This window comes from Epibacterium sp. ABZ3_068 (genome assembly GCF_056159265.1).
This window is the reverse complement of record NZ_JBSWUV010000001.1, coordinates 156,055-179,546: the sequence shown is the minus strand read 5'-3', so window position 1 is coordinate 179,546 and position 23,492 is coordinate 156,055. Positions and strand designations below refer to the sequence as shown.

The 23,492-nt window shown below is 56.8% G+C and carries 22 protein-coding genes and 1 tRNA gene; 13 read left to right on the top strand and 10 right to left on the bottom strand.

The features are described from left to right. Window positions 1-4 precede the first annotated feature (4 nt). From ACXAEW_RS00880 to glnT, 3 genes are all read left to right on the top strand, one after another. Window positions 5-691 carry a protein GlxC gene (locus ACXAEW_RS00880; protein WP_474939510.1) on the top strand — a complete coding sequence of 229 codons (687 nt, stop codon included), beginning with the start codon at window positions 5-7 and terminating at the stop codon, window positions 689-691. Between the two features lie 10 nt (window positions 692-701). Beyond that, window positions 702-2,027, top strand: a complete 1,326-nt coding sequence (locus ACXAEW_RS00875; protein WP_474939509.1) for an FMN-binding glutamate synthase family protein — start codon at window positions 702-704, stop codon at window positions 2,025-2,027. Between the two features lie 70 nt (window positions 2,028-2,097). Beyond that, entirely contained in the window at window positions 2,098-3,417 is a 1,320-nt protein-coding gene (gene glnT / locus ACXAEW_RS00870; protein WP_474939508.1) for a type III glutamate--ammonia ligase, read from the top strand. 129 nt (window positions 3,418-3,546) lie between these two features. On the opposite strand, the gene ACXAEW_RS00865 is transcribed toward glnT, so the two are convergent. From ACXAEW_RS00865 to ACXAEW_RS00845, 5 genes are all read right to left on the bottom strand, one after another. Continuing rightward, window positions 3,547-3,621 (bottom strand) — tRNA-Glu (locus ACXAEW_RS00865). Window positions 3,622-3,711: 90 nt separating this feature from the next. Continuing rightward, a complete protein-coding gene (gene recJ, locus ACXAEW_RS00860; RefSeq protein WP_474939507.1) occupies window positions 3,712-5,451 on the bottom strand; it encodes a single-stranded-DNA-specific exonuclease RecJ in 1,740 nt (579 codons plus the stop codon). Between the two features lie 113 nt (window positions 5,452-5,564). After that, window positions 5,565-6,539: a class II fructose-bisphosphatase gene (glpX, locus tag ACXAEW_RS00855; RefSeq protein ID WP_474939506.1), complete on the bottom strand. Its 975-nt coding sequence runs from the start codon at window positions 6,537-6,539 to the stop codon at window positions 5,565-5,567. A 184-nt stretch (window positions 6,540-6,723) separates the two neighbouring features. Next, window positions 6,724-8,010, bottom strand: coding sequence for a homoserine dehydrogenase (locus tag ACXAEW_RS00850; protein ID WP_474939505.1), 1,287 nt, complete (start codon window positions 8,008-8,010; stop codon window positions 6,724-6,726). Between the two features lie 117 nt (window positions 8,011-8,127). Further along, window positions 8,128-8,391, bottom strand: a complete 264-nt coding sequence (locus ACXAEW_RS00845) for a hypothetical protein (protein ID WP_474939504.1) — start codon at window positions 8,389-8,391, stop codon at window positions 8,128-8,130. Window positions 8,392-8,495: 104 nt separating this feature from the next. On the opposite strand from ACXAEW_RS00845, the gene ACXAEW_RS00840 reads away from it, so the two are divergent. Beyond that, the gene (locus ACXAEW_RS00840) at window positions 8,496-9,101 is read left to right on the top strand and encodes a TetR/AcrR family transcriptional regulator (RefSeq protein WP_474939503.1); all 606 of its coding nucleotides are present in this window, start codon (window positions 8,496-8,498) and stop codon (window positions 9,099-9,101) included. Between the two features lie 36 nt (window positions 9,102-9,137). Here the strand turns inward: ACXAEW_RS00840 and ppk2 are convergent, their stop codons facing one another. Both ppk2 and ACXAEW_RS00830 read right to left on the bottom strand, forming a co-directional pair. Beyond that, window positions 9,138-10,106 (bottom strand): polyphosphate kinase 2, encoded by a 969-nt coding sequence (ppk2, locus tag ACXAEW_RS00835; RefSeq protein WP_474939502.1) that lies wholly within the window; start codon window positions 10,104-10,106, stop codon window positions 9,138-9,140. A gap of 184 nt (window positions 10,107-10,290) precedes the next feature. Continuing rightward, window positions 10,291-11,202, bottom strand: coding sequence for a pirin family protein (locus ACXAEW_RS00830; protein WP_474939501.1), 912 nt, complete (start codon window positions 11,200-11,202; stop codon window positions 10,291-10,293). A gap of 126 nt (window positions 11,203-11,328) precedes the next feature. Between ACXAEW_RS00830 and ACXAEW_RS00825 the strand changes: the two genes are divergently transcribed. Continuing rightward, window positions 11,329-11,835 (top strand): hypothetical protein, encoded by a 507-nt coding sequence (locus ACXAEW_RS00825; RefSeq protein ID WP_474939500.1) that lies wholly within the window; start codon window positions 11,329-11,331, stop codon window positions 11,833-11,835. 38 nt (window positions 11,836-11,873) lie between these two features. On the opposite strand, the gene ACXAEW_RS00820 is transcribed toward ACXAEW_RS00825, so the two are convergent. The 3 genes from ACXAEW_RS00820 to ACXAEW_RS00810 are packed head-to-tail and all read right to left on the bottom strand — an operon-like array spanning window position 11,874 to window position 14,725. Then, window positions 11,874-12,527: a TadE/TadG family type IV pilus assembly protein gene (locus tag ACXAEW_RS00820; RefSeq protein WP_474939499.1), complete on the bottom strand. Its 654-nt coding sequence runs from the start codon at window positions 12,525-12,527 to the stop codon at window positions 11,874-11,876. A 3-nt stretch (window positions 12,528-12,530) separates the two neighbouring features. Continuing rightward, window positions 12,531-13,076, bottom strand: a complete 546-nt coding sequence (locus ACXAEW_RS00815) for a TadE/TadG family type IV pilus assembly protein (protein WP_474939498.1) — start codon at window positions 13,074-13,076, stop codon at window positions 12,531-12,533. Continuing rightward, window positions 13,073-14,725 (bottom strand): pilus assembly protein TadG-related protein, encoded by a 1,653-nt coding sequence (locus ACXAEW_RS00810; protein ID WP_474939497.1) that lies wholly within the window; start codon window positions 14,723-14,725, stop codon window positions 13,073-13,075. The genes ACXAEW_RS00815 and ACXAEW_RS00810 overlap by 4 nt, the downstream gene beginning before the upstream one ends. A 350-nt stretch (window positions 14,726-15,075) precedes the next feature. Between ACXAEW_RS00810 and ACXAEW_RS00805 the strand changes: the two genes are divergently transcribed. From ACXAEW_RS00805 to ACXAEW_RS00770, 8 genes are all read left to right on the top strand, one after another. Beyond that, entirely contained in the window at window positions 15,076-16,506 is a 1,431-nt protein-coding gene (locus ACXAEW_RS00805) for a Glu/Leu/Phe/Val family dehydrogenase (RefSeq protein ID WP_474939496.1), read from the top strand. Between the two features lie 150 nt (window positions 16,507-16,656). Next, entirely contained in the window at window positions 16,657-17,034 is a 378-nt protein-coding gene (locus ACXAEW_RS00800; protein WP_474939495.1) for a hypothetical protein, read from the top strand. Between the two features lie 33 nt (window positions 17,035-17,067). Then, window positions 17,068-19,056, top strand: coding sequence for a DNA primase (dnaG, locus tag ACXAEW_RS00795; RefSeq protein ID WP_474939494.1), 1,989 nt, complete (start codon window positions 17,068-17,070; stop codon window positions 19,054-19,056). A 142-nt stretch (window positions 19,057-19,198) separates the two neighbouring features. Then, the gene (gene rpoD, locus ACXAEW_RS00790) at window positions 19,199-21,187 is read left to right on the top strand and encodes an RNA polymerase sigma factor RpoD (protein WP_474939493.1); all 1,989 of its coding nucleotides are present in this window, start codon (window positions 19,199-19,201) and stop codon (window positions 21,185-21,187) included. 57 nt (window positions 21,188-21,244) lie between these two features. Further along, complete coding sequence (locus tag ACXAEW_RS00785) at window positions 21,245-21,724, top strand: hypothetical protein (protein WP_474939492.1); 480 nt, start codon at window positions 21,245-21,247, stop codon at window positions 21,722-21,724. Further along, a complete protein-coding gene (locus tag ACXAEW_RS00780; RefSeq protein WP_474939491.1) occupies window positions 21,715-22,158 on the top strand; it encodes a thiol-disulfide oxidoreductase DCC family protein in 444 nt (147 codons plus the stop codon). Before ACXAEW_RS00785 ends, ACXAEW_RS00780 begins: the two co-directional genes overlap by 10 nt. Before the next feature lie 243 nt (window positions 22,159-22,401). Continuing rightward, window positions 22,402-22,701: a hypothetical protein gene (locus tag ACXAEW_RS00775; protein ID WP_474939490.1), complete on the top strand. Its 300-nt coding sequence runs from the start codon at window positions 22,402-22,404 to the stop codon at window positions 22,699-22,701. 322 nt (window positions 22,702-23,023) lie between these two features. Continuing rightward, window positions 23,024-23,458, top strand: coding sequence for a hypothetical protein (locus tag ACXAEW_RS00770; RefSeq protein ID WP_474939489.1), 435 nt, complete (start codon window positions 23,024-23,026; stop codon window positions 23,456-23,458). Window positions 23,459-23,492: the final 34 nt, after the last annotated feature.

Below are 23,492 nucleotides of genomic sequence, written 5' to 3'. Positions count from 1 at the left end.
GACAATGGCAAACAGATTGGATATGGCAGAGCTGGACCTGCGCGCGATCAATTCAACACTGCAAGAAGCAGCCAAGGCGCAAGCCAATGACGCGTTTGAAATTGACAATCCTCGCGGCAGCCATGCGCTGGCCTGCGGTCTGGATGGCCCTTTGTCGGTCACAATCCATGGCTCTACCGGGTATTACTGTGCGGGCATGAACCAGTCTGCAACCGTCACCGTAAAAGGATCTGCAGGTCCGGGTGTTGCGGAAAACATGATGTCCGGAACTGTCACAATCGAAGGGGATGCCAGCCAATATGCAGGCGCGACCGGGCATGGTGGACTGCTGAATATCAAAGGCAATGCGTCGTCACGCTGCGGGATCTCGATGAAAGGGATCGACATCGTGGTGCATGGGTCCATCGGTCATATGTCCGCCTTTATGGGGCAAAAGGGCAATCTGGTGGTTCTGGGCGATGCAGGAGATGCGCTTGGTGACAGCCTGTACGAAGCGCGCCTGTTTGTGCGGGGGACCGTGAAGTCACTGGGAGCGGATTGTGTCGAGAAGGAGATGCGGCCTGAGCATCTGGAATTCCTGGCCGACATTCTTGCCAAGGCCGGAGCGGATGCCAAACCGGAAGAGTTCAAACGTTATGGCTCGGCCCGAACGCTTTACAATTTCGACATCGACAATGCTGACGCCTACTGAGGAGTGACAGATGGATAAGACACCTAACACAACACCGCGTCAGTCCTGGACGTTCTCCAATGATGTGAATTCAGACATCCGTCGCGCTGCAGCCACCGGGATCTATGATATCCGGGGTGGTGGCGCAAAACGCCGGGTTCCGCATTTCGACGATCTGCTGTTTCTGGGCGCATCCATGTCGCGCTATCCGCTCGAAGGCTATCGCGAGAAATGCGATACCTCAGTCACATTGGGGACTCGCTTTGCCAAAAAACCGATCGAGCTGAAGATTCCCGTGACCATTGCGGGCATGTCTTTTGGCGCGCTGTCGGGCCAGGCCAAGGAAGCATTGGGTCGTGGTGCGACGCTTGCGGGGACCTCGACCACCACGGGTGATGGCGGCATGACACCCGAAGAGCGCGGCCATTCGGAAAAGCTGGTCTACCAATATCTGCCTAGCCGATACGGTATGAACCCGGACGATCTGCGCCGTGCTGATGCCATTGAAATTGTGGTCGGGCAGGGCGCAAAACCCGGCGGCGGTGGCATGCTGTTGGGGCAGAAGATCACGGACCGCGTTGCGGGTATGCGGGATTTGCCTGTCGGAATCGACCAGCGGTCTGCCTGCCGCCATCCGGATTGGACCGGTCCTGATGATCTGGAGATCAAGATCCTTGAACTGCGTGAAATCACCAATTGGGAAAAGCCGATCTATATCAAGGTTGGCGGCGCACGCCCCTATTATGACACCGCATTGGCCGTGAAAGCCGGCGCGGATGTGGTTGTTCTGGACGGCATGCAAGGTGGCACGGCAGCAACGCAGGATGTGTTTATCGAACACGTCGGCCAGCCGACTTTGGCCTGTATCCGCCCCGCCGTTCAGGCCCTGCAGGATCTGGGCATGCACCGTGAGGTTCAGCTGGTGGTCTCGGGCGGGATCCGCAACGGTGCGGATGTGGCCAAGGCGTTGGCGCTGGGCGCAGATGCGGTGGCCATCGGCACCGCTGCTTTGATTGCGCTGGGGGATAACGACCCCAAGTGGGAAAGCGAGTATCAAAAGCTCGGTACCACAGCGGGCGCCTATGACGACTGGCACGAAGGGCGCGATCCGGCTGGGATCACCACGCAGGCCCCCGAACTTTCCGCCCGCCTTGATCCCATCGCCGCAGGTCGTCGTTTGCGCAATTACCTGAACGTAATGACGCTGGAATGTCAGACAATTGCCCGCGCATGCGGCAAAAGCCACGTTCACAATCTCGAACCTGAGGATCTGTGCGCCTTGACCATGGAAGCGGCTGCGATGGCGCGCGTACCCTTGGCGGGAACGGATTGGTACCCAGGCAAGCCCGGTTTCTGATCAAACAAAAGGAAAGAGGGGGCAATGACCCCCTCCCGTGCCTTCAACAGGGAAACAAAAGGACAAGACGATGAGCGTTCTTGCAGAATTCGCCGCCAAGACCGGCGTGAAATATTTCATGATCTCCTTCACTGATCTGTTTGGCGGCCAACGCGCCAAACTGGTCCCCGCGCAGGCGATCGCTGATATGGAAGAAGATGGCGCAGGCTTTGCGGGCTTTGCCACCTGGCTTGATATGACACCGGCGCATCCGGATATGCTGGCCGTACCGGACCCGTCCACAGTGATCCAGCTTCCGTGGAGGCCCGAGGTTGCCTGGGTGGCGGCCAATCCGATCATGGAAGGGCAGGATGTCGAACAGGCTCCGCGTAATGTGCTGCGCAAGCTGGTGGCAGAGGCCGCTGAAAAGGGTATCCGGGTTAAAACGGGGATTGAGGCGGAGTTCTTCCTGCTGACACCCGAGGGCGACAAGATCTCGGACCCTGCTGATACGGCTGAAAAACCCTGCTACGACCAGCAGGCCGTCATGCGCCGCTATGATGTGATCTCTGAGGTCTGTGATTACATGCTGGAGTTGGGCTGGGGCCCGTATCAAAACGACCACGAAGACGCTAATGGCCAGTTTGAGATGAACTGGGAATTTGCCGATGCGCTGGTGACCGCTGATCGTCACTCCTTCTTCAAGTTCATGGTGAAATCCGTGGCAGAAAAACACGGTTTGCGCGCGACCTTTATGCCAAAACCTGTCGAAGGGCTGACGGGCAATGGCTGCCACGCTCATATCTCGGTCTGGGATCTGGACGGGGTGAACAACGTCTTTGCCACCGACAAAGGCGAGGGCCAAACGGGCGAGCTGGGTCTGTCGCAGGACGGCGCGCACTTCCTGGGTGGCATCATGAAACACGCCGAAGCGCTGGCGGCGATCACCAATCCAACGGTCAACAGCTATAAACGGATCAACGCGCCGCGCACCATGTCGGGTGCCACCTGGGCGCCCAATACCGTGACATGGACCGGTAACAACCGCACCCATATGGTGCGCGTGCCGGGACCGGGCCGGTTTGAACTGCGCCTGCCGGATGGGGCCACCAACCCCTATCTATTGCAAGCGGTGATCATTGCAGCCGGCCTCTCCGGCATGGCCAGTCAGGCGGACCCTGGCCCGCGCTATGACATTGATATGTATGCCGAAGGTCACACAATCACCGACGCGCCCAAGCTGCCGTTGAACCTGTTGGATGCGATCCGTTGGTTTGATAAGGACAAGGAGCTGAAAGCCAAGCTGGGTGGAGAGTTCTCAGCCTCTTACATGAAGATGAAGATGCAGGAGTGGAACGCTTTTGTTTCCCACTTCTCAAAATGGGAAAAAGAGAACACACTAGATATCTAAAATATCACATTGATGTGCAGGGGCTGGGGGTGCGCAAATACGCGACCGCGGCCCCTTTTTCGTTACAGACATGCACATAGTCAAAGACGCCATATGCGGTCTGTGTCTGTAGTTGTGTGCTGGGGGAAGTGGCAGCCCGTAGGGGAATCGAACCCCTCTTTCCAGGTTGAAAACCTGGCGTCCTAACCGATAGACGAACGGGCCACTCTTGGTGTGAGCGGGTGTTTAGTTCCAAGCGCTCGGACCCGCAAGCGGAAAAATACATTATTGTGAAATTTCTTATCCACATCTCTGTTACGCCGGTGCGGCGTCTTCCAGGCGCAGTTGTGGCGACTGACGCCCCCCCCACGTGTTGATTTCCAAACGACCTGCGCAGTGGAACCGTGCGCCACCATGCTCCAGCAGGCGCGGGCCAAGGGCCGTGTCGAAGGCGCCGAAACAGATGGTGTCCAACTTTGCCCCCATCCCGTCCGACAGGCTCAGCTTCAGGTGGCTTTCTCCGACCCGCTTGGCGAATTTGATCTCGACTTCCGGGAAAGCATAGCGCGGGGCAGGGGCGCCCGCGCCAAAAGGACCGGCCTGTTCGATCTGTTCGATCAGATCAACCTTGGCCGCGCCAGGCATCAATAACCCGTCCAGTTTCAGATCCTGTGGCCCCAAAGCGCCAGCCCCCTGTTTGTCGAGAAGTTCAGCGAGTCTGGCCATGGCGGGTTCCAGTTGGTCACGCGCGACTGTCAGGCCAGCGGCCATCTTGTGACCGCCCCCTTTGATCAGGAGCCCCTCGGCTGCAACCTTCTGGATCGAGGCCCCAAGGTCGATACCGGACACGGATCGTCCAGATCCTTTGCCCTCGTCACCGTCAAGGCCGATGACCACGGCGGGCCTGCCTGTGGCCTCTTTCAATCGGGAAGCAACAATGCCCACAACGCCCGGATGCCAGCCTTCACCCGCTGCCCATACCAAAGGGGCATCCAAACCACGTTCCTCGGCCTGTTCCAAAGCCGCGGCACGGACCGCGCTTTCGATGTCGCGGCGCTCGGTGTTCAGCTGGTCCAACCGTTCTGCCATGGCGGCCGCCTCATGCGGGTTGTCAGTTGCCAGAAGGCGCGCGCCCAGGTCCGCCTTGCCGATCCGCCCGCCCGCATTCACCCGCGGCCCCAGCAAAAAACCAAGGTGATAGGTTGAGGGGGCCGCATCCATCCGGCTGACATCTGCAAGGGCAACCAGTCCCGGGCGTTGACGCGCTCCCATCACTTTGAGCCCCTGGCGCACCAGCGCCCGGTTTGCCCCAATCAGCGGTGCGACATCGGCAACGGTTGCCAGCGCCACCAGGTCCAACAAACGCATCAGATCGGGGCCTTTCTGCCCCGCCGCGCGCATCTGCCGCCCGGTTTCGACCAGCATCAGGAACACGACGCCCGCCGCGCAGAAATAGCCCAGATCACCGCTTTCATCCTGGCGATTGGGGTTCACAACGGCCACACAGTCGGGCAGGGTCTCCCCGCCCAAGTGGTGATCCAGAACAATCACATCCGCGCCTTTTGCAGCCGCGATTGGTTCGTGGCTGAGCGTGCCGCAGTCCACACAGATGATCAGGTCATGTGCCGATGCCAATTCCTGCATGGCCGGCACATTTGGGCCATACCCTTCGTCAATGCGGTCAGGAATATACAGGGTGGCGTTCAACCCCATCTCACGCAGCCAGACCAACAAGAGCGCCGCAGAAGACCCTCCGTCCACGTCATAATCGGCAAAGACGGCGATGCGTTCCCGCCGCTGTACCGCGCTCAGGAAACGTTGGGCGGCCACTTCCATGTCTTTCATCTGGCGGGGGTCGGGCAGGAGTTCTTTGAGCTTGGGATCCAGAAAGCCAAGGGCCTCCATCGCGGGCACCCCACGCCGCGCCAGCACCTGGCAGACAGCTGCGGGAAGGGAGGTCTGCTGCGCCATCATGTCCGCGGCACGCTGAACATCAATGCCGGGGCCAACCCAGCTGCGCCCGGTCAATGAGGTCTCTACACCCAAAAAGCTCATGTTCTGCCCTTCATCTTACGTCAAAAGGCCGGATCCATGCGGAACCCGGCCCTTTCATTTCTGGTTTTAGATACTCACATCATATGGCTCGCCACAAGAGGCGACGCATATTCTTACTGATGGGAAGCCAGAGGGGTGCGGTAGCTCATGCGACGGACCGAGCCGGTTTTTGAGCGCATCAGAAGGGTTGTGGTCTCAACCCAACCCGGAGAGCGCTTCAAGGCAGGCAGCAATGAGCCGCCCGTTACGCCGGTTGCAGCAAAGATCACATCCTGGGTAACCATCTCGTCACGGCTGTAGATCCGGTCCAGATCGGTAATACCGGCCTTGGCAGCGCGGTTCTTTTCGTCGTTATTGCGGAACAAAAGACGTCCAAAGATCTGACCGCCCATACATTTCAATGCCGCCGCCGCCAGTACCCCTTCGGGCGCGCCACCAGAGCCCATATACATGTCGATACCTGTGATCTCGGATTCGGCGCAATGCATCACGCCGGCCACATCGCCGTCGGTGATCAGCCGGATCGAAGCGCCGGTTTCACGCACCTCTGCGATCATTGCCTCATGTCGTGGGCGCTCCAGGATGCAGACGGTGATGTCCGAGGGCGCACAGCCTTTGGCCTTGGCCAGTTCTTCCACACGCTCACGGGGGGACATCTCCAGCGAGACAACACCCTTTTCATAGCCAGGGCCAATGGCCAGCTTGTCCATATATGTGTCTGGGGCATGCAGCATAGAGCCGCGTGGCCCCATAGCAATCACTGTCAGAGCGTTGGGCATATCCTTGGCAGTCAGTGTCGTGCCTTCCAGCGGGTCCAGCGCGATGTCAACGCCGGGACCGTTTCCGGTGCCAACTTCTTCACCGATAAAGAGCATAGGGGCTTCGTCACGCTCGCCTTCACCGATGACCACAACGCCGGCAATGTCCAAAAGGTTCAGCTGTTCGCGCATGGCGTTTACAGCGGCTTGATCTGCGGCTTTTTCATCACCACGCCCGATCAGAGAGGCAGATGCCAGAGCTGCCTGTTCTGCAACGCGGGCCAGACCCAGAGACAGCATGCGATCGTGGAATTCAGGACTGAACGACATGGCGATATACCCCCGACTTAACAACTCTTATGTTGGTCTAGCGCGGCAGAGGGGCGACCGACAAGTATCTTGTCCCATGGTTGCGCAACCATACTCTGGTTTCACACCGGGCTTTCTGGTCCCACAAAAGCCTGTTTCACGGTCCCAAAAAGAAAGCGGGCAATGCTGCCCGCTTTATGTTGGATCAAACGGTTTCGATGCGCAGGGCAACCGGAGCTATGGAAACCACGTCAATTTTTTCCAGATCCGCCAGCGCTTGGTCGATGCTGGCGCGGCTTGTTTTATGTGTCACAAACAAAACCGGTGCGGCCTTGTCTGCGTGGCCATATTGGCGCATGCGGTCAATGGAAATACCGCTTTCCCCAAGAACGGCAGTGACCTTGGAAAGCGCGCCGGGTTTGTCCTGCAGACCCATCCGCAAATAGAAAGGCGCGGGCAGTTCTGCCTGGGCTGCGGGCGCATCCTGCAACGTCGCCGCGGGTTGGCCAAAAGTAGACAAGCGCAGGCCGCGCGCAATGTCGCAGATATCTCCAAGTACGGCACTCGCGGTCGGGCCTTCACCTGCTCCGGGGCCACGGAGCACGATCTGTTCCACTGCGTCGCCCTCGATTACCACCATATTGGTGCCGCCTTCCAGCTGACCCAAAGGTGAGTTCGCTGGCACCAGGCAGGGGGTCATGCGCTGTTCCAATCCGCGTCCTGTGCGTTGAGCGACGCCCAGCAGTTTGATCCGGAACCCCATATCGGCCGCTGCGCTGATGTCTTCCAGTGAAATGCGCTGAATGCCTTCCAGCTGCACGTCCTCAAATGCCGGTTTGGTGCCAAAGGCAATCGACGCCAGAATGGCCAGCTTGTGACCGGCGTCAATGCCTCCGACGTCCAGATTGGGGTCCGCTTCCAGATATCCCAAGCGACCGCATTCCTCGAACAGGGCATTGTAGCCCCGGCCGGTGGCTTCCATCTGGGTCAGGATATAATTGCAGGTGCCGTTCATTACGCCCATCACGCGCGTGATCTCATTCCCGGCCAACCCTTCGGTCAGGGCCTTGATAACCGGAATGCCGCCAGCGACCCCAGCTTCAAACCGGATCACCCGCCCGTTTGCTTCGGCCAGTTCCGCCAGTTCCTGACCGTGGATCGCCAGTAGCGCCTTGTTGGCCGTGACCACGTCCTTACCGGATGTCAGCGCGGCTTCAACGGCTTCTTTTGCAGGCCCGTCATGACCGCCCATAAGTTCAACCAGAACATCCACATCGTCGCGCTTTGCCAGCGCCACAGGATCGGTTTCCCAAGCGTAGTCCTTCAAGGGAACGCCGCGATCTTTGCCGGCGTCACGTGCCGAAACAGCGCTGATAACCACAGGACGCCCTGTGCGGGTTTCCAACATGGCGGCATGGCGGCGAATGATTTTCACTACGCCGATGCCGACGGTTCCCAAACCTGCGATTCCAAGGCGAAGCGGCTCAGTCATTATCGGAAGTCCCTTTTGGTCATCGTTTAAGCCCTCGCATATCGGGTTCGGACCAGGGGTGCAACGTGACCACGGGGCTTGATTGCGGTAAATCCGGCGTGAAATGGCAAAGCAGGGTCAGATATCTGCATTATTCAGCGCTGCGGCGCGTGCCTTTAGGCGTGCCGCGCGCGCCTGCAATTCGGCATCCAGTTCTGATCCGCGTTGCGCTGGGGCGCTTTGGGGCGGCAAGGCATCGTCAAGCGGGATCAATCTCGGGTAGTCGGCACCACGCAGATCCGGCGTCAGCTGGTCTTCGATTTCCGGGACGCGCGAACATGCCGAAAGCCCGGTGGCAAATCCAAGGCCTAAGGTCAGAATGAATCGGGCAGGGCGCAGCATTGCAGTGGTCCTTTGTCGTATTGTCCTTGTGAACCATATTTGCCCCAAACGACGCAAGAGAGGGTTTTTATTGAACATTTGTTCATAAACCCTATGCTGTCTTTATGGCACGTACCCAAGGATCCCATTCGGATATCACCGGACCCAAAATTCACAGCGCCGCGCTCAGGCTGTTTGCGCAGCATGGATATGCGGCTGTCTCTATGCGCCAGATTGCCAAAGAGGTCGGCGTTCAGGCCGGGGCTTTGTATAACTATATTCCCGACAAGCAAAGCCTTCTGGTCACCTTGATGCAAACCCATATGGAAGATGTCCTGTCCGCTTGGCAGGCACGACAGCGGGAGCTGGGCGAGGAGGATGTGCTGGGCCGCCTCGAAGCCTTTACCCGGTTCCATATCCGCTATCATATGCAGCGGCCCGATGCGGTTTTTATCGCTTACATGGAACTGCGAAATCTGTCCCCCGAGAATTTTTCGCGTATCGAGGGGCTGCGGAGCCAATATGAGGGAGAGTTGCGCCGGATCCTGGAGGATGGCGTTTCCACAGCGCAGTTTCAGATCAGTGACGCAAAGATCACCACCCTTGCGGTAATTGGCATGCTGAACGGGGTCATGACCTGGTATCGCAGCGGCGGGCGGCTGTCCCTGGAAGAGGTCGAAACGATCTATTGGGACATGGTGCGCAAGGCCGTTTCGCCGGTTGGGGCATAACACCCCTGCAAACGGCCCTGCAAAACACGCGCCCCGCTATGCCCGCGCGTCCGGATGTAGGGCGGTGCCCAGAATATGTTCAGAACTGTGGATCACGTGATGTGCCTGCCCCACGATCAGAGGATCGGGCTGGCCCACGATCTCATGGTCTTTGTCCGGGTAGTCTATGGTGGACAGAAAGTGGCGCATGCAGTTCAGGCGGGCTCGTTTCTTGTCGTTGGATTTGACAATGGTCCAGGGCGCATCAGCGGTGTCGGTGTAAAAGAACATCGCTTCCTTGGCCTCGGTGTAATCATCCCATTTTTCCAGGCTTGCCTTGTCAATAGGGCTCAGTTTCCACTGTTTCAACGGATCTGTCTCGCGGGATTTGAACCGGCGACGCTGCTCGTCCTGGGTGACCGAGAACCAGTATTTGTAAAAGCGAATGCCTGAACGCACCAGCATTTGCTCCAGATCAGGTGTCTGGCGCATGAATTCCAGATATTCATTGGGCGAACAAAAGCCCATGACACGCTCCACCCCTGCGCGATTGTACCAGGAGCGGTCATAAAACACCATTTCGCCAACGGTGGGCAGTTCCTGAATGTAACGCTGGTAATACCATTGCCCTTTTTCTTCCCAAGTGGGTTTGTTCAGAGCAACCACACGTGCCTGGCGGGGGTTGAGATGTTCCATAAACCGTTTGATGGTGCCGCCCTTGCCGGCAGCGTCGCGGCCTTCAAACAACAAGACAAAGCGTTCGCCGGTTTCCTGCGCCCACAGCTGAACCTTTAACAGCTCGGCCTGCAGCTTTGCCTTTTCGGCCTCATAAGACCTGCGTGCCAGTTTTCGGCGATAAGGGTATTTCCCACTCTCAAAGGCTTTGCGCACGGTTTCCGCGCTGGGAGCTGCTGCCTTGGGGCTGGCGGGTTTTGAAGCAGAAGCCGCGGCGGGTTGGACCTCTGAGGTTGCGGGCTCATTTGCGGCCTGCAGTTCTGCCACTTTGATCTTGGTCACCGTCTCCATGCGCACGTTCTCCTTTTGCTTTTCATTGTCGCGCGCAGGTTCGCTTAAACCGCCCGAACCCGCGTTGATCCGTGTCAAGAAACTGTTACGAAGTGCCGGGTCGCGTCCCGGAAAACGCGCCTTAATACCAAAGAAGGCCCGCCATAGGGCGCGCCTTCTTGAAACACCAGCCTGTTGTTTGCGGCTAATGAGCTGGGCGGATAAAAGTCCCGTTGCGCAATTCGCGAAAGGCGGCGCGCAACTCGTCCTGGGTGTTCATCACAATGGGGCCATGCCAGGCGACAGGTTCTTCGATCGGAGCGCCGGAGATCAGCAAAAACCGCAGACCTTCAGGACCTGCCTGCACGGTAACCTCATCACCAGAGCCAAATCGCACCAGAGTGCGGTTGCCGGACATATCGCGGATATTGACCTCCTGACCCATCACCTCCTTTTCCAGCAAAACACCCTGAGGGGCGGCGGCATCCACAAACATACCCGCCCCGTCAAAGATATAGGCAAAGGCGCGGCGATAGGTGTCGATCTTAAAGGTCTTTTTCACTCCTGCAGGCACATGGATATCCAGATACTGCGGGTCCGATGCGATGCCGTCCACCGGACCTTTTTGGCCCCAGAACTCACCAACGATGACTTTGACGCGGGTGCCGTCGTCATCAATCACCTCGGGAATATCCTTGCCCTGAATATCCTGGTAACGCGGCGCACACATTTTTTCAGAACTCGGCAGGTTTCCCCACAACTGGAACCCGTGCATTTGCCCCGATGCGTTCCCTGTTGGCATTTCCTGATGCAGAATACCCGATCCGGCAGTCATCCACTGAAGATCACCCGCGCCTAGGTTTCCCGTGTTGCCAAGGGAGTCGCTATGCGCAACGGTTCCCGCCAGAACATAGGTGATCGTTTCAATCCCGCGGTGGGGGTGCCAGGGAAACCCTTTGGCGTAATCCGCAGGTGTTTCCCCGCGAAAATCGTCGAACAGCAGAAACGGATCCAACTCGCTTGGGTCCTGAAACCCAAAGGCACGGTGCAGCTTTACACCGGCGCCTTCCATTGTGGGAACCGCTGAACGTGTTTCCAATATTGGTCGCAGCGACATGGCGCGTCTCCTTTGCTGTGATGGAGGAAAACTAGACTTTGTCCCCTTGAATGAGTAGAGGCACCGGAACACGGGCCTTGTTCAAAGGTGCACAGAGCAGCGCGGCTGCGTCCAAAGGAGTAAGCGATGACCACTGAAGTCCTGGCAACTGTTTCCGCCTCCACCCCGCGCCGTATCTTAGGCGTTGCGATGTTGGCCGCTCTGGGCGCGCTGCTTCTTTATCTTGCGTTGCAGGCCAGTCAGGGCGTGCTTTGGACGCTTTTTCTGGTCGCTCTGGGCCTCGGCGCGATCTGGCTGTCGCTGCGGATGTGGCAGGCGACCAAAGGCAGCGTGATCCTGACGACAGAAGGTTTGCGCAGCAGCGACGGTACCGTAATTGCCGCCCTGGACGATATCGCAACGGTCGAACGCGGCTTTCTGGCGATGAAGCCGTCAAACGGCTTTGTCCTGCGGACCAAGACATCATCGTTTCGTGTCTGGCAGCCAGGCCTGTGGTGGCGTCTGGGCAAACGGGTGGGGATCGGCGGCGTCACACCTGGCAGCCAATCCAAGACCATGTCCGAGCTTCTGGCAGCTCTGATCACGGATAAATCCCTGATCGAGCAAATGACAAACGGCCCGGATCACAAGTGATCCGAGCCGCGAATTGGTCTGTGTCTGTTTAAACAGACTTAGAAGGATTCGGTTGTTCCGTCGTCATGCGCCGGGCCTGCGATGATCTCGCCTTCAAAGCGCACCAGTGGAGCGAAACGTGGGCGGGTGAAGACAAATGTATCCACGGCAAAGAGCGATTGTTCACGCAGGTTTTCGGGGCTGTCGCTGAAATCCGCATCGCGTAGTTCAAGGAACACAAGCGGGAATACCGGTTCGATCAGGTTATACGTCTGAACAATGATAATCCGCTCTTGATCCGGCATGTTGGGCAATTGATCCGAATAGGTCGCCAGTTCCGCGTCCGTCATTTCCACATACGCATCGCCGCGTTCGCGAGACCAGTCCACCGAGTATTGTGCTTCCTCTTCGTCCCAGCGGGCGATTGTTACCCGCAGTGACAATTCGGAGTCCGGCCGAACCAGCAGCTCGGCCATGTTCTGCATACTGTCGATGTAGTCGTCGTTCAGCTCTTGTGTCTCGCGCGAGATCAGGTCCGAAACCGTATATGCGGCCTTTAGGTTGATGCTTTCCTGGCGAAACGCGTCATAGAAGGTCACAACCATCGCAAAGATGAACAGGATCAGCGGCAGGTAGATCGCAAACTCGACTGATATATTGCCGTCGGTTTCAGAGGCGAAACGCTTGCACTTTTTTGAAATGAACTTCCTCATGGCTTATCTCGGCTCCTGAACAAATGCCGATGAGGCATAAAGTTTGATGCGGCCGTCCGTGTCTTTGCTCATTGCCGCTCCAAGGCCCCAGGTGGGCAGGAATGGGTTGAACTTCATGCAGGCGCGCACGAACATCAGCTCGTTTGACTGACCGTTTTGAAAATTTCGCACCGGATTGATATTGTCTGCATTAATGGTGTCCACGCAGTCAGGGATCGGGTTGATATCGGTCCAGTTGAAGGGATCAACCTGAATTAGCTCAACCCGCAGCTGCGTTTGGCAATCGGTAATAAACGCAGCGCGCTCACAAACATCATCACGAATGTCGTCGTGTTGAATGCCGGTTCCTGTGCCAAGTCGCAGCTCCCGCACGCTCATATCCAGTGCGCGTTCCAACATGGAGCCACGTAGCTGAATGAGGCCAAGCTCGATTGTGGTCAGAAGAATAAGCAACAAGATCGGGAAGAAGATGACGAATTCAACCGTAATCGAACCGTCTTCTGCGTTGCGAAAGCGACGTAATATTTTGGGAAAACGGATACGGGTCATTGGGTCAGCCTCAGTTGGCGGATGGAGGTTGCGATGGAGGCAAAGGCATCCGAGATTTCAATCCCCTCCACATCAAAGAAATGGGCATCAGAACTTGCGCAGTCACGTAGGACGGCCTGACCAGCTGACGGAGCCTCAAATCCAATGGTATAAACAATGATGCCCTGTGCTTTGGCCGCGTTGCAGATGTTCTGTGTCCGGCTGTTTTTGGTGCTGGTTCCAACATAATCGTAGGCACCATAGTAATAGGTATTACGTGCCGTATTCTTACCTTGCCAGTCTCCGAAAAGACGGTCGGAAACGTAACGCATGCTTGTATCGGCCCACAGGTCTTCATAGCTTAGCCGCTCAGCGGAACCCGGTTCCTCAACCCATCTACAGCTATAGTAGCTACACTGCTGGTATTGGCCTTCACCATAGGGGTGGTCCTCCCAGCGGCCTATCCCATCCCACCAGTATTCATCACGATCGGCGCTGTAGGTCGAATAGACATTCTCCTGGTCATTATACCAGACATCTGATTGCTGCCCTCTGAAATGATCCCGAATGAAATACTGCGAGGTGTTCTGCCCGTCGGTCATCAACACAATGATCTTGAGCGTTTCTGCATCGGTGTAGGCGGCAGGGCGCGTCGAAAACGCCGGATCGATATACGGGTTTTCACCCTTGCTCAGGTTGACTATCGCCGGGTTCAGGCTGGGATCCAGCAGAGCGGTGCCCCATTTCATTCCAAGGTCAATCGAGGTGTTGCCCTCAGCCACCAGCCCGTCGATGAAGGCTTTCAAAGTGGTCTCATCCTGCTCCAGCAACATCAATTCCCGTGACGCGCGATCGTCACAAATTGGCAAAGTCACAAGGCGGGTGTCGTCTGTGCGCCGGTCAACGGTATACCACGGATCGAAGTGCATTGTGCGTTCGTAGGTCTGCGACAGGCTGATTGCGGAGGACTGGAAATCCGTTGCATCGAAGTTGATGCAGTTCGAATAGGGCTGTGCACCAGATGTTTTCAACTGCGCATAAAGCTCATCCGGTCCGGAAACCTGCGTTGCATATGGGATGATCGACATCGACATTTTGCCGTCGATTGTGTTCAGGCCGATGGCGTCCACGAATTCTTTTGCTGCGACCTTCAGATTGGGCAGGCGGCTGTTGGAGTTCATCGAGCCGGAGACATCCAGAACCAAAGAAATTTCGATGTCATCGATGCTTTCTTCCGCACGTGAACGGGCCGTCAGCGTCAGCTCGGTCTCACCAAAAAGGTTAAGGTACTGCGCTGCAAACGGGGTCTGGATCGAACTTTCGACCTTTTTGTAGCCTTGCCCGACATCCACATATGGAGTTTTGTAATATTCACCCAGTCCGGACTTCTCGAGGTAGTCCTGAACCACATCTTCGGGTGCATAGGGCTGGTCCAGATCAGCTGCAGCCAGAACCGCGCGGTCCAGCGTGTACTGCAGAACCGTACGGTCCCGCTCATATCGCATCAGGTCGATGCCAATACCGCCGACCATCAGCATCAACAATACAGTGATGATCATCGGTTTGGCCAATACACCGTCTTCTTCCTTCTGGAAGGCCCGCAATATTGCCAATGGGGACGACAGCATGCGTGGCACGGCCGTTCTTCTACATGTCTTGAACGCAGTCATAGTTAATCACCTGATCGCCAATCGGACTTCGTCCGACGGGGCCTCTCGATGGCTCGTTTCCAAATAATATTCTCATTTAGATATGGTTTAGAAAGGTGACTAAATTGGGGCATGAATTAGCCGTAATTGCCAATTTTCATTGATAAATATGGACAATTTGGCAGTCAAGCTGCATGCTGTTTCCAATTGCTCAACCAAGTTTGTTGGTGGTTTTGCGAATCGAGGATCAGCAAGAAGCTTCCGAGCGTTTTTCTTAAATTGCCTAAAAAATTGGCAAAGTGTAAACGTTTCTTTGCTCACACTTCCTAACATGAAGCAGTGAGTCGTCTTAAAACGTTGGAGTAGGTGGAATGCACCTTCAAAAAGAACCCAGCTTCCGTGAGAGTGTGGACTTGATGTTCAACAGGGCCGTTGCCCTGATGGACTTGGCTCCGGGGCTAGAGGAAAAAATTCGCGTCTGTAACGCTACATATACAGTGCGATTTGGGGTACGCTTGCGGGGCGAAATCCGCACATTCACAGGCTATCGTTCGGTTCACTCCGAACATATGGAGCCGGTCAAGGGGGGGATCCGGTACTCCCTTGGCGTCAACCAGGACGAGGTCGAAGCGCTGGCTGCGCTGATGACGTATAAATGCGCCTTGGTTGAAGCGCCTTTTGGCGGTTCCAAAGGTGGCTTGTGTATTGACCCTCGCGAATACGAAGAACATGAGCTGGAGCTGATTACCCGTCGCTTTGCCTACGAACTGGCCAAGCGCGACATGATCAACCCGGCCCAGAACGTGCCTGCGCCTGACATGGGCACCGGTGAGCGCGAGATGGCCTGGATTGCGGACCAATACCAGCGCATGAACACAACCGATATCAACGGTCGTGCCTGTGTCACCGGTAAGCCGCTGAATGCGGGTGGTATCGCCGGCCGTGTCGAAGCAACCGGCCGCGGCGTGCAATACGCCCTGCGCGAGTTTTTCCGTCATCCCAAGGATGTGGCAGCTGCCAACCTGTCGGGAAAACTCGACGGCAAACGTGTGATCGTTCAGGGTCTTGGTAACGTGGGCTACCACGCGGCAAAATTCCTGGGCGAGGAAGATGGCAGCGTGATCACCGGTATTATCGAGCGCGATGGCGGCTTGTTCTGTGAAACCGGGCTGAACGTCGACGAGGTGCACCATTGGATCGCGACCCATGGCGGCGTCAAAGGGTATCCCAACGGTCAATATGTGGAAAACGGCGCGGTTCTTCTGGAAGAAGACTGTGACATCCTGATCCCGGCGGCTCTGGAAGGGGTGATCAACCTGTCCAATGCCGAACGTATCAAGGCTCCGCTGATCATCGAGGCTGCAAACGGCCCGGTTACCGCGGGTGCCGATGACATCCTGCGCAAGAAAGGCTGCGTGATTATTCCAGACATGTATGCCAACGCGGGTGGTGTGACCGTTTCCTATTTCGAATGGGTCAAAAACCTCAGCCACATCCGGTTTGGTCGTATGCAACGTCGTCAGGAAGAGGCGCGCCACCAGCTGGTGGTGGACGAACTTGAAAAGCTGTCTGCATCCATGGGGAATACCTGGACGCTGGATGGTAAATTCAAGGAACGCTATCTGCGCGGCGCGGATGAGCTTGAACTGGTGCGCTCGGGTCTCGATGACACAATGCGCATCGCCTACCAAGCCATGAGCGAAACCTGGCATGCGCGCGATGACGTGGATGACCTGCGCACAGCGGCCTATCTGGTTTCCATCGACAAGGTGGCCAAGAGTTACCGCGCCAAAGGTCTCTGACCTTTTTAGGTGCATCCTAAAATTCGACCGCGCGCCAGACATTCTGGCGCGCAGTCTTTGTTTCAGACACGGCTGGAAATTACGCCGTGGCGGTGGCACTGCTGCGCGGGTAATCTCCTTTGACCACCAACTGATTCCCGGAGCCGTCTTATGATGCGTGCATCTTCTGCCGCCCTGCGCCTGACCTGTGCAGCTGCCCTTGCTTTTCCCATTTTTGCGACGGCCGGTATGGCCCAGGACAGCAAGCAAGACAGCTGCCGCTACCAAGGCCTGGTTATGGCCGCCGTGCAGGACGCCCGCCTGAAGCGGGTCAAAGAGGATCAGGCAGAAGAGACGATCCTCGCCGCTGAACCTGAATGGCCCGAACAATATTCCAAAGCCATTCCCCAGTTGGTCAAACATGTCTATGCTCAGAAACGCAGCGACCTGCGCGGCGTGGACCTTGGAGCCGTGTTCCAAGAACAGTGTCTCGCCAATTGGGACCAGATCCAGAAACTGCAAAAAGATTTGCAGAAACCATCGAATTGATTTTACTGACATTATAGGACGACCAGATACACCATGTCCCTGCCGCCCGGCTTTCTTGATGAACTGCGCAACCGGATCAGCCTCTCTGATGTGGTGGGACGCAAGGTCACGTGGGATCAGCGCAAAAGTCAGCCGGGCAAGGGGGACTTTTGGTCGCCTTGTCCGTTCCACCATGAAAAGACCGCGTCATTTCACGTAGAGGACCGCAAAGGGTTTTATTACTGTTTCGGCTGTCAGGCCAAAGGTGACGCGCTCAAATTCGTGCAAGAGACCGAGAACGTGGGTTTCATGGAGGCTGTGGAAATCCTGGCCGGGGAGGCCGGGCTGGAAATGCCCAAGCGAGATCCCCGCGCGCAGGAGAAGCAAGATCGCCGTGGCATGCTGGCCGATGTTATGGAGCAGGCGGTACAGTATTTCCGGCTGCAATTGCGCACCGGTCGTGCAGATGCGGCACGCGCCTATTTGCAACGGCGGGGAATGACACCTCAAGCATTGGAACGCTGGGAAATCGGTTTTGCACCTGATGGCTGGCAGAACCTCTGGGATGCATTGCGCGGTAAAAACATCCCCGACGACCTGATTATCGGGGCCGGGCTTGCCAAACCCTCGAACAAGGGCGGCAAACCCTATGACACCTTCCGCAACCGGATCATGTTCCCGATCCGCGATGCCCGTGGTCGCGCAATTGCCTTTGGCGGGCGCGCCATGGATCCGGATGACAATGCCAAATATCTGAACTCTCCAGAAACGGAATTGTTCGACAAGGGGCGCAGCCTTTATAATCATGGTCCTGCCCGTGCGGCCTCGGGGCGGGATGCGCCACTGATTGTGGCCGAAGGATATATGGATGTGATTGCGCTCGCCGAAGGTGGCTTTACCGCTTCGGTTGCCCCTCTTGGCACGGCCATCACGGAAAATCAGCTGCAGATGCTGTGGAAGATGTCGGATGAGCCGATCATTGCGCTTGATGGGGACAAGGCCGGGATACGCGCTGCGATGCGTCTGATCGACATGGCGCTTCCCTTGCTTGAGGCCGGTAAATCGCTGCGCTTTGCCATTATGCCCGACGGCAAGGACCCCGACGATATGATCCGATCGGATGGGGCAGAAGCCGTGCAGGCCGTGCTGGACAAGGCAATGCCGATGGTGCGCCTGTTGTGGCAGCGTGAGACAGAAGGCAAAATCTTTGACAGTCCTGAACGCAAAGCCGCGCTCGACAAGGCCCTGCGCGAGAAGATCAAGCTGATCCGCGACCCTTCCATCCGCAGCCATTACGGTGAAGACATCAAGGAACTGCGCTGGCAGTTGTTCCGTGGGAACCGGACAAGCGGGCAGGGGCCGGGTGGGTTCAAACCCCGTGCCCCGCGTGGCGGAGGATTTCGCGATGGCAGCCGCACCCCCTGGCGTGGTGCACCGGCTGGCCCCGTTTCCACCACCCGTGCGTCTTTGTTGATGAGCGCCGATGAACGGGCCTTTGCGCGCATGCGGGAGGCGGTGGTTTTGGCCACTTTGATTTCGACACCTTCCATCATTGCTGAATACGAAAGCAATTTGGATCGGTTGGAATGCCAAGATGGCGATCATTCCGTCCTGCGCGATCTGGTTTTGCGTGTCGGGATTGATACGCCGGATCGGCTCCGGGATGAAATCGACTATAATTTGGGCCCTCATGCCCTTGAAAACCTTATGGGCCTACGCCATGTGGCTATCAGTGCAGGCGTGCGCAACCCCGGCGATGAAGAAACCGCCCGGCTGGTGCTGGGAGAGGAAATCGCAAAACTTGAATCCGCACGCGGACTGGATGTGGAACTGGCTGAGGCGACCGACGATATCCGTGCGCTCGAAGATGAAGCTGTGACCTGGCGTTTGAGCCAGGCTGCTGAGGCCCGCAACAAGGCGGTGCGCAGCGAAAGCGAAGATCGGGCGAACTACGATGTTGCGGACAACGGGGTGCGGTTAAACCGAGAGGAAAGAGACAGCTTTGGAGCCCTCTTGGACCGAATCGGCTTCTCTAAAAAATGAAGCCGCCCGTAAAACGGACGTTTTGCTAAGGAAGTACAAAAGAAAATTGGGTAAACGGGGTGACGAATCAAAACTTCGCGCTAATGATTCGGGACACCGAATCAGAATTGCCCCGGAACTAGCCCCGTGTGAGGAGCATTGAATGGCCGCCAAAGACACTGACGACCGCAAACCTGACGACCAGGACGCCGAAATCTCGCTCGATATGAGCCAGACCCAGGTCAAGAAGATGATCGCGGAGGCCCGCGAGAAGGGCTACATCACTTATGATCAGCTCAACCAGGTTCTGCCACCGGATCAGGTCAGCTCGGAACAGATCGAAGACGTTATGTCGATGCTGTCCGAGATGGGGATCAACATCATCGAGGATGAAGAGGCCGAGGAGGAGGAGAATAAAGGCTCCACCGATCTCGTGGCGACTGAATCCAACCGTGAGGTTGCCGTCGCTGGGGCCGGGGCTGAGAAGCTGGATCGCACCGATGATCCCGTTCGCATGTACCTGCGCGAGATGGGATCGGTCGAACTGCTGAGCCGCGAAGGTGAGATTGCGATCGCCAAGCGGATCGAGGCAGGCCGTAACACGATGATCGCCGGGCTTTGTGAAAGCCCACTGACGTTTCAGGCGATCACCATCTGGCACGACGAACTTTTGTCCGAAGACATCCTGTTGCGTGACGTAATCGATCTGGAAGCCACTTTTGGCAACCAGCTTGATGAGGACGGCGACGTGGAAGAGCCGGTCATTGATCCTTCTGCTGTCAAAACTGCCAAGCCCAAGGAAGAGGGCCAGCCCGAGCTGGACGCAGACGGCAACCCGATCCTGAACAACGACGACGACGACGATGAAGATGAGCAGGCCAATATGTCCTTGGCCGCTATGGAGGCCGCGCTCAAGGATCGTGTCCTTGAATCGCTGGAACGCATCTCATCCGACTATGCGCAGCTTTCGGAAATGCAGGACAGCCGGATTTCGGCAACCCTGAACGAAGACGGCTCGTTCTCGCAGCACGATGAGGCGACCTATCAGGCGTTGCGTTCGGAAATCGTACTGCTGGTGAATGAGCTCCACCTCCATAATAACCGGATCGAAGCGCTGATCGACCAGCTTTACGGGATCAACCGTCGGGTGATGTCGATTGACAGCTCCATGGTGAAACTGGCTGACCAGGCCCGCATCAACCGCCGTGAGTTTGTTGAGGCCTACCGGGGCCGCGAACTGGATCCGAACTGGCTGTCGGATATGGCACAAAAGCCGGGTCGCGGCTGGCAGATGTTTATCGAACGCTCCACCGACAAGGTCGAAGGCCTGCGCGCCGATATGGCTCAGGTTGGTCAGTATGTCGGTCTGGACATCTCGGAATTCCGTCGCATCGTTCAACAGGTTCAAAAGGGTGAAAAAGAAGCCCGGCAGGCCAAGAAAGAAATGGTCGAAGCCAACCTGCGCCTGGTGATCTCGATTGCGAAGAAATACACCAACCGCGGTTTGCAGTTCCTCGACCTTATTCAGGAAGGCAACATCGGCCTGATGAAGGCCGTGGACAAGTTTGAATACCGCCGGGGGTACAAGTTCTCCACCTATGCGACCTGGTGGATCCGTCAGGCCATCACCCGCTCTATCGCGGATCAGGCCCGCACGATCCGTATCCCGGTCCATATGATCGAGACCATCAACAAGCTGGTCCGCACCGGCCGTCAGATGCTGCATGAAATCGGCCGCGAGCCGACGCCGGAAGAACTGGCGGAAAAGCTGCAAATGCCGCTGGAAAAAGTCCGCAAGGTGATGAAAATCGCCAAAGAGCCGATCTCTCTGGAAACCCCGATCGGGGACGAGGAAGACAGCCAGCTGGGCGATTTCATCGAGGACAAGAATGCCGTGCTGCCCTTGGACAGCGCCATTCAGGAAAACCTCAAGGAAACCACGACCCGGGTTCTGGCATCTCTTACCCCGCGTGAGGAACGGGTTCTGCGGATGCGCTTTGGCATCGGCATGAACACCGACCACACATTGGAAGAAGTGGGCCAGCAGTTTAGCGTGACCCGCGAACGGATCCGCCAGATCGAGGCCAAGGCGCTGCGGAAGCTGAAGCACCCCAGCCGCAGCCGCAAGCTGCGCAGTTTCCTGGATCAGTAAATCCGGTTTGAAAGACATGGGCGCCCTTTGGGGCGCCTTTTTCTTTTGGAGAATTTCATGCGTCTTTTCTTGTTTGGTCTATGCCTGTCGTTCTCGCCTGCTTTTGCCTGCCCAGACGGCAGTGAAACCCTTGTGTCCTGCACCTTTGAGGGCGGTCGCAAGCAAGTGCAGACCTGCATGTTTGACACTCAGGTTTCCTATCGCTTTGGGGAACGAGGACGCGAGCCGGACCTTCAGCTGGTGCGCGGTGTTGTTGAGGTGGACATGTATCCCTGGCCCGGAGTGAGCCGGACGATCTGGGAGCAGCTCTCATTTGAAAATGCGGGCGTTTTTTATCGCGTCTATTACGCTCAGGAGCGCGACCCACGGGCGCCGGAAGTGTCCGGGGGCCTCTTGGTCGAGCAGGGCGGGAAAACCTTGGCAGAGCTGACCTGCGATCCGGGCAGTGTCGAGACCTCAGGCTACCCGATGCCCCTTTTTGATGCAAAGCAGGCGGCAGGTCAGATCTTCGACAGCGAGACGTACACTTGGGACTGAAACATCCCAGGGATCTTCCGGCCGAGAATGTCATTGTTTTTGATGGCTACTGTATCCTGTGTTCTCGGCTCTTTCGATGGGTGCTGGACCGGGACCGGGCGCAACATTTCCAGTTTGCCACCGCGCAATCGCCCTATGGGCAGCAGATCTATCGCAGCTTGGACCTGTCGCCGGACGATATGGAGACAATGGTGGTGCTATCCAATGGACAAGCGTTTCTGCGTTTGGACGCCGTCGCGGCCATTTCTGCGCGTTTGCGGGGGCCGATGTCCTTGCTCCAGTTTGTGCGTTACTTGCCGGGGTGGTTCAAAGATCCGGCCTACGGGTTGGTGGCGCGCAATCGCTACCGCCTCTTTGGGCGCAGGTCCCAATGTCTTCTGCCAGATGGCACCATGCGCGCGCGATTTGTGAAGCAGGGATTCGGATCCAGCTAGGCGCGCCCCATCAAAAACAGAAATTTCTGTTCGCCGATGTGTGCGTACTCCGCTCAGCTTCACGGCAAACTAGAAAATTTCGTTGATTTTTCGTTAAACCTCTCGCCCTTCGCTGCAGACCCGCTCCAAAGGTATATATATGGTTCGTCTAATGACACCAGGCTGGCGGATTGCGGGGGCAAAACGGCGTGCTATGGTTTTCTAAACTTAACACATTATTAGAACATTCTGGGGGTTAGCAAAATGGTGTACACCAACGCGAACGAAGCTCTGGGAGCTCTGGACCGCAAAATCGAAGTGCTAAACAATCTTGTTGTCGCAAACGAGTTCTTGGTCTCCTGTATGCTGGAAGAAGGTGAGCGTCTTCAAAGAATGGGCGGCGAGGAGACACGCAGCATGCTGCGCGAACGGGCGCGTCGCAGGTTCCACAACGAAGATGGCGAAGAACCCAACCCGGCAGTTCTGTCGATACTGGAGCAAGCGTTGGGCAACGGTCATACAGCAGAGATCATCCCTTTCCCAAAAGCGATGTGCGCCGGGTAATCTTGGCTTATTGACCGCGGTTTCGGTGCAGCATCTGCCAAGGTTCGCTCAGACCGTACTGCCAAACGCGACATTTTTTATTTACGGTGCCGTAATAATGTGCCGACGCTGGGGTCAAAGCCCCTTTTTTTATTGTCCAAAGTTGCGATTTTGAATTTTCAGCACAGGCTTGTGATCCGGGTTTATTCGGTGCCGTTTCATGCATATCTAGGTGTAACAGTGCAGACGAAAATATGTTGGCCGATCCCGTCGGCCCTTGTTGCACTACCACCCAAACGGCCAGGGTCCACATATTTCTGTTGGCCACAGGAGGAAGTTTATTATGTCTCTTCGTTTTTCATCCTTTGCGGCGGCCGTGGTTGCGGCATGTCTGGCACTTCCGGCCTTTGCGGTTGAGGGCACGTTTCGTGCAAAGAACCATATGCGCGTGGCAGAGCGAGACGCTGCACTGATCGAAGTGGGAGGCTTTACCCAAAATGCAGGCCTGGAAGATTATTGGTGTGCGGTCGGGGACTACCTTCGCCGGGTTAAAAAGACGCCCTGGAATCAAAAAATATATGTTGCGCGCGGGCTTGGCCCTGCTGAAGTAACGAACAGCAGGGATGCAGTTCTGTTTACCCTGGACCCAGTGGCGGCAGGCGTTAAACCCTTGGACAAATCTGTTCGGATTGTTGGAACGCTTACGGTTGGCCGAGACATGAGTGTGAATTCAGCCTTTTATAGCTGTCGGCGTTTCCCAACCCTGTTTCGGGACTAGAGCCCGGCCCGATCGGTTCGTTGGCGGAGAGCAG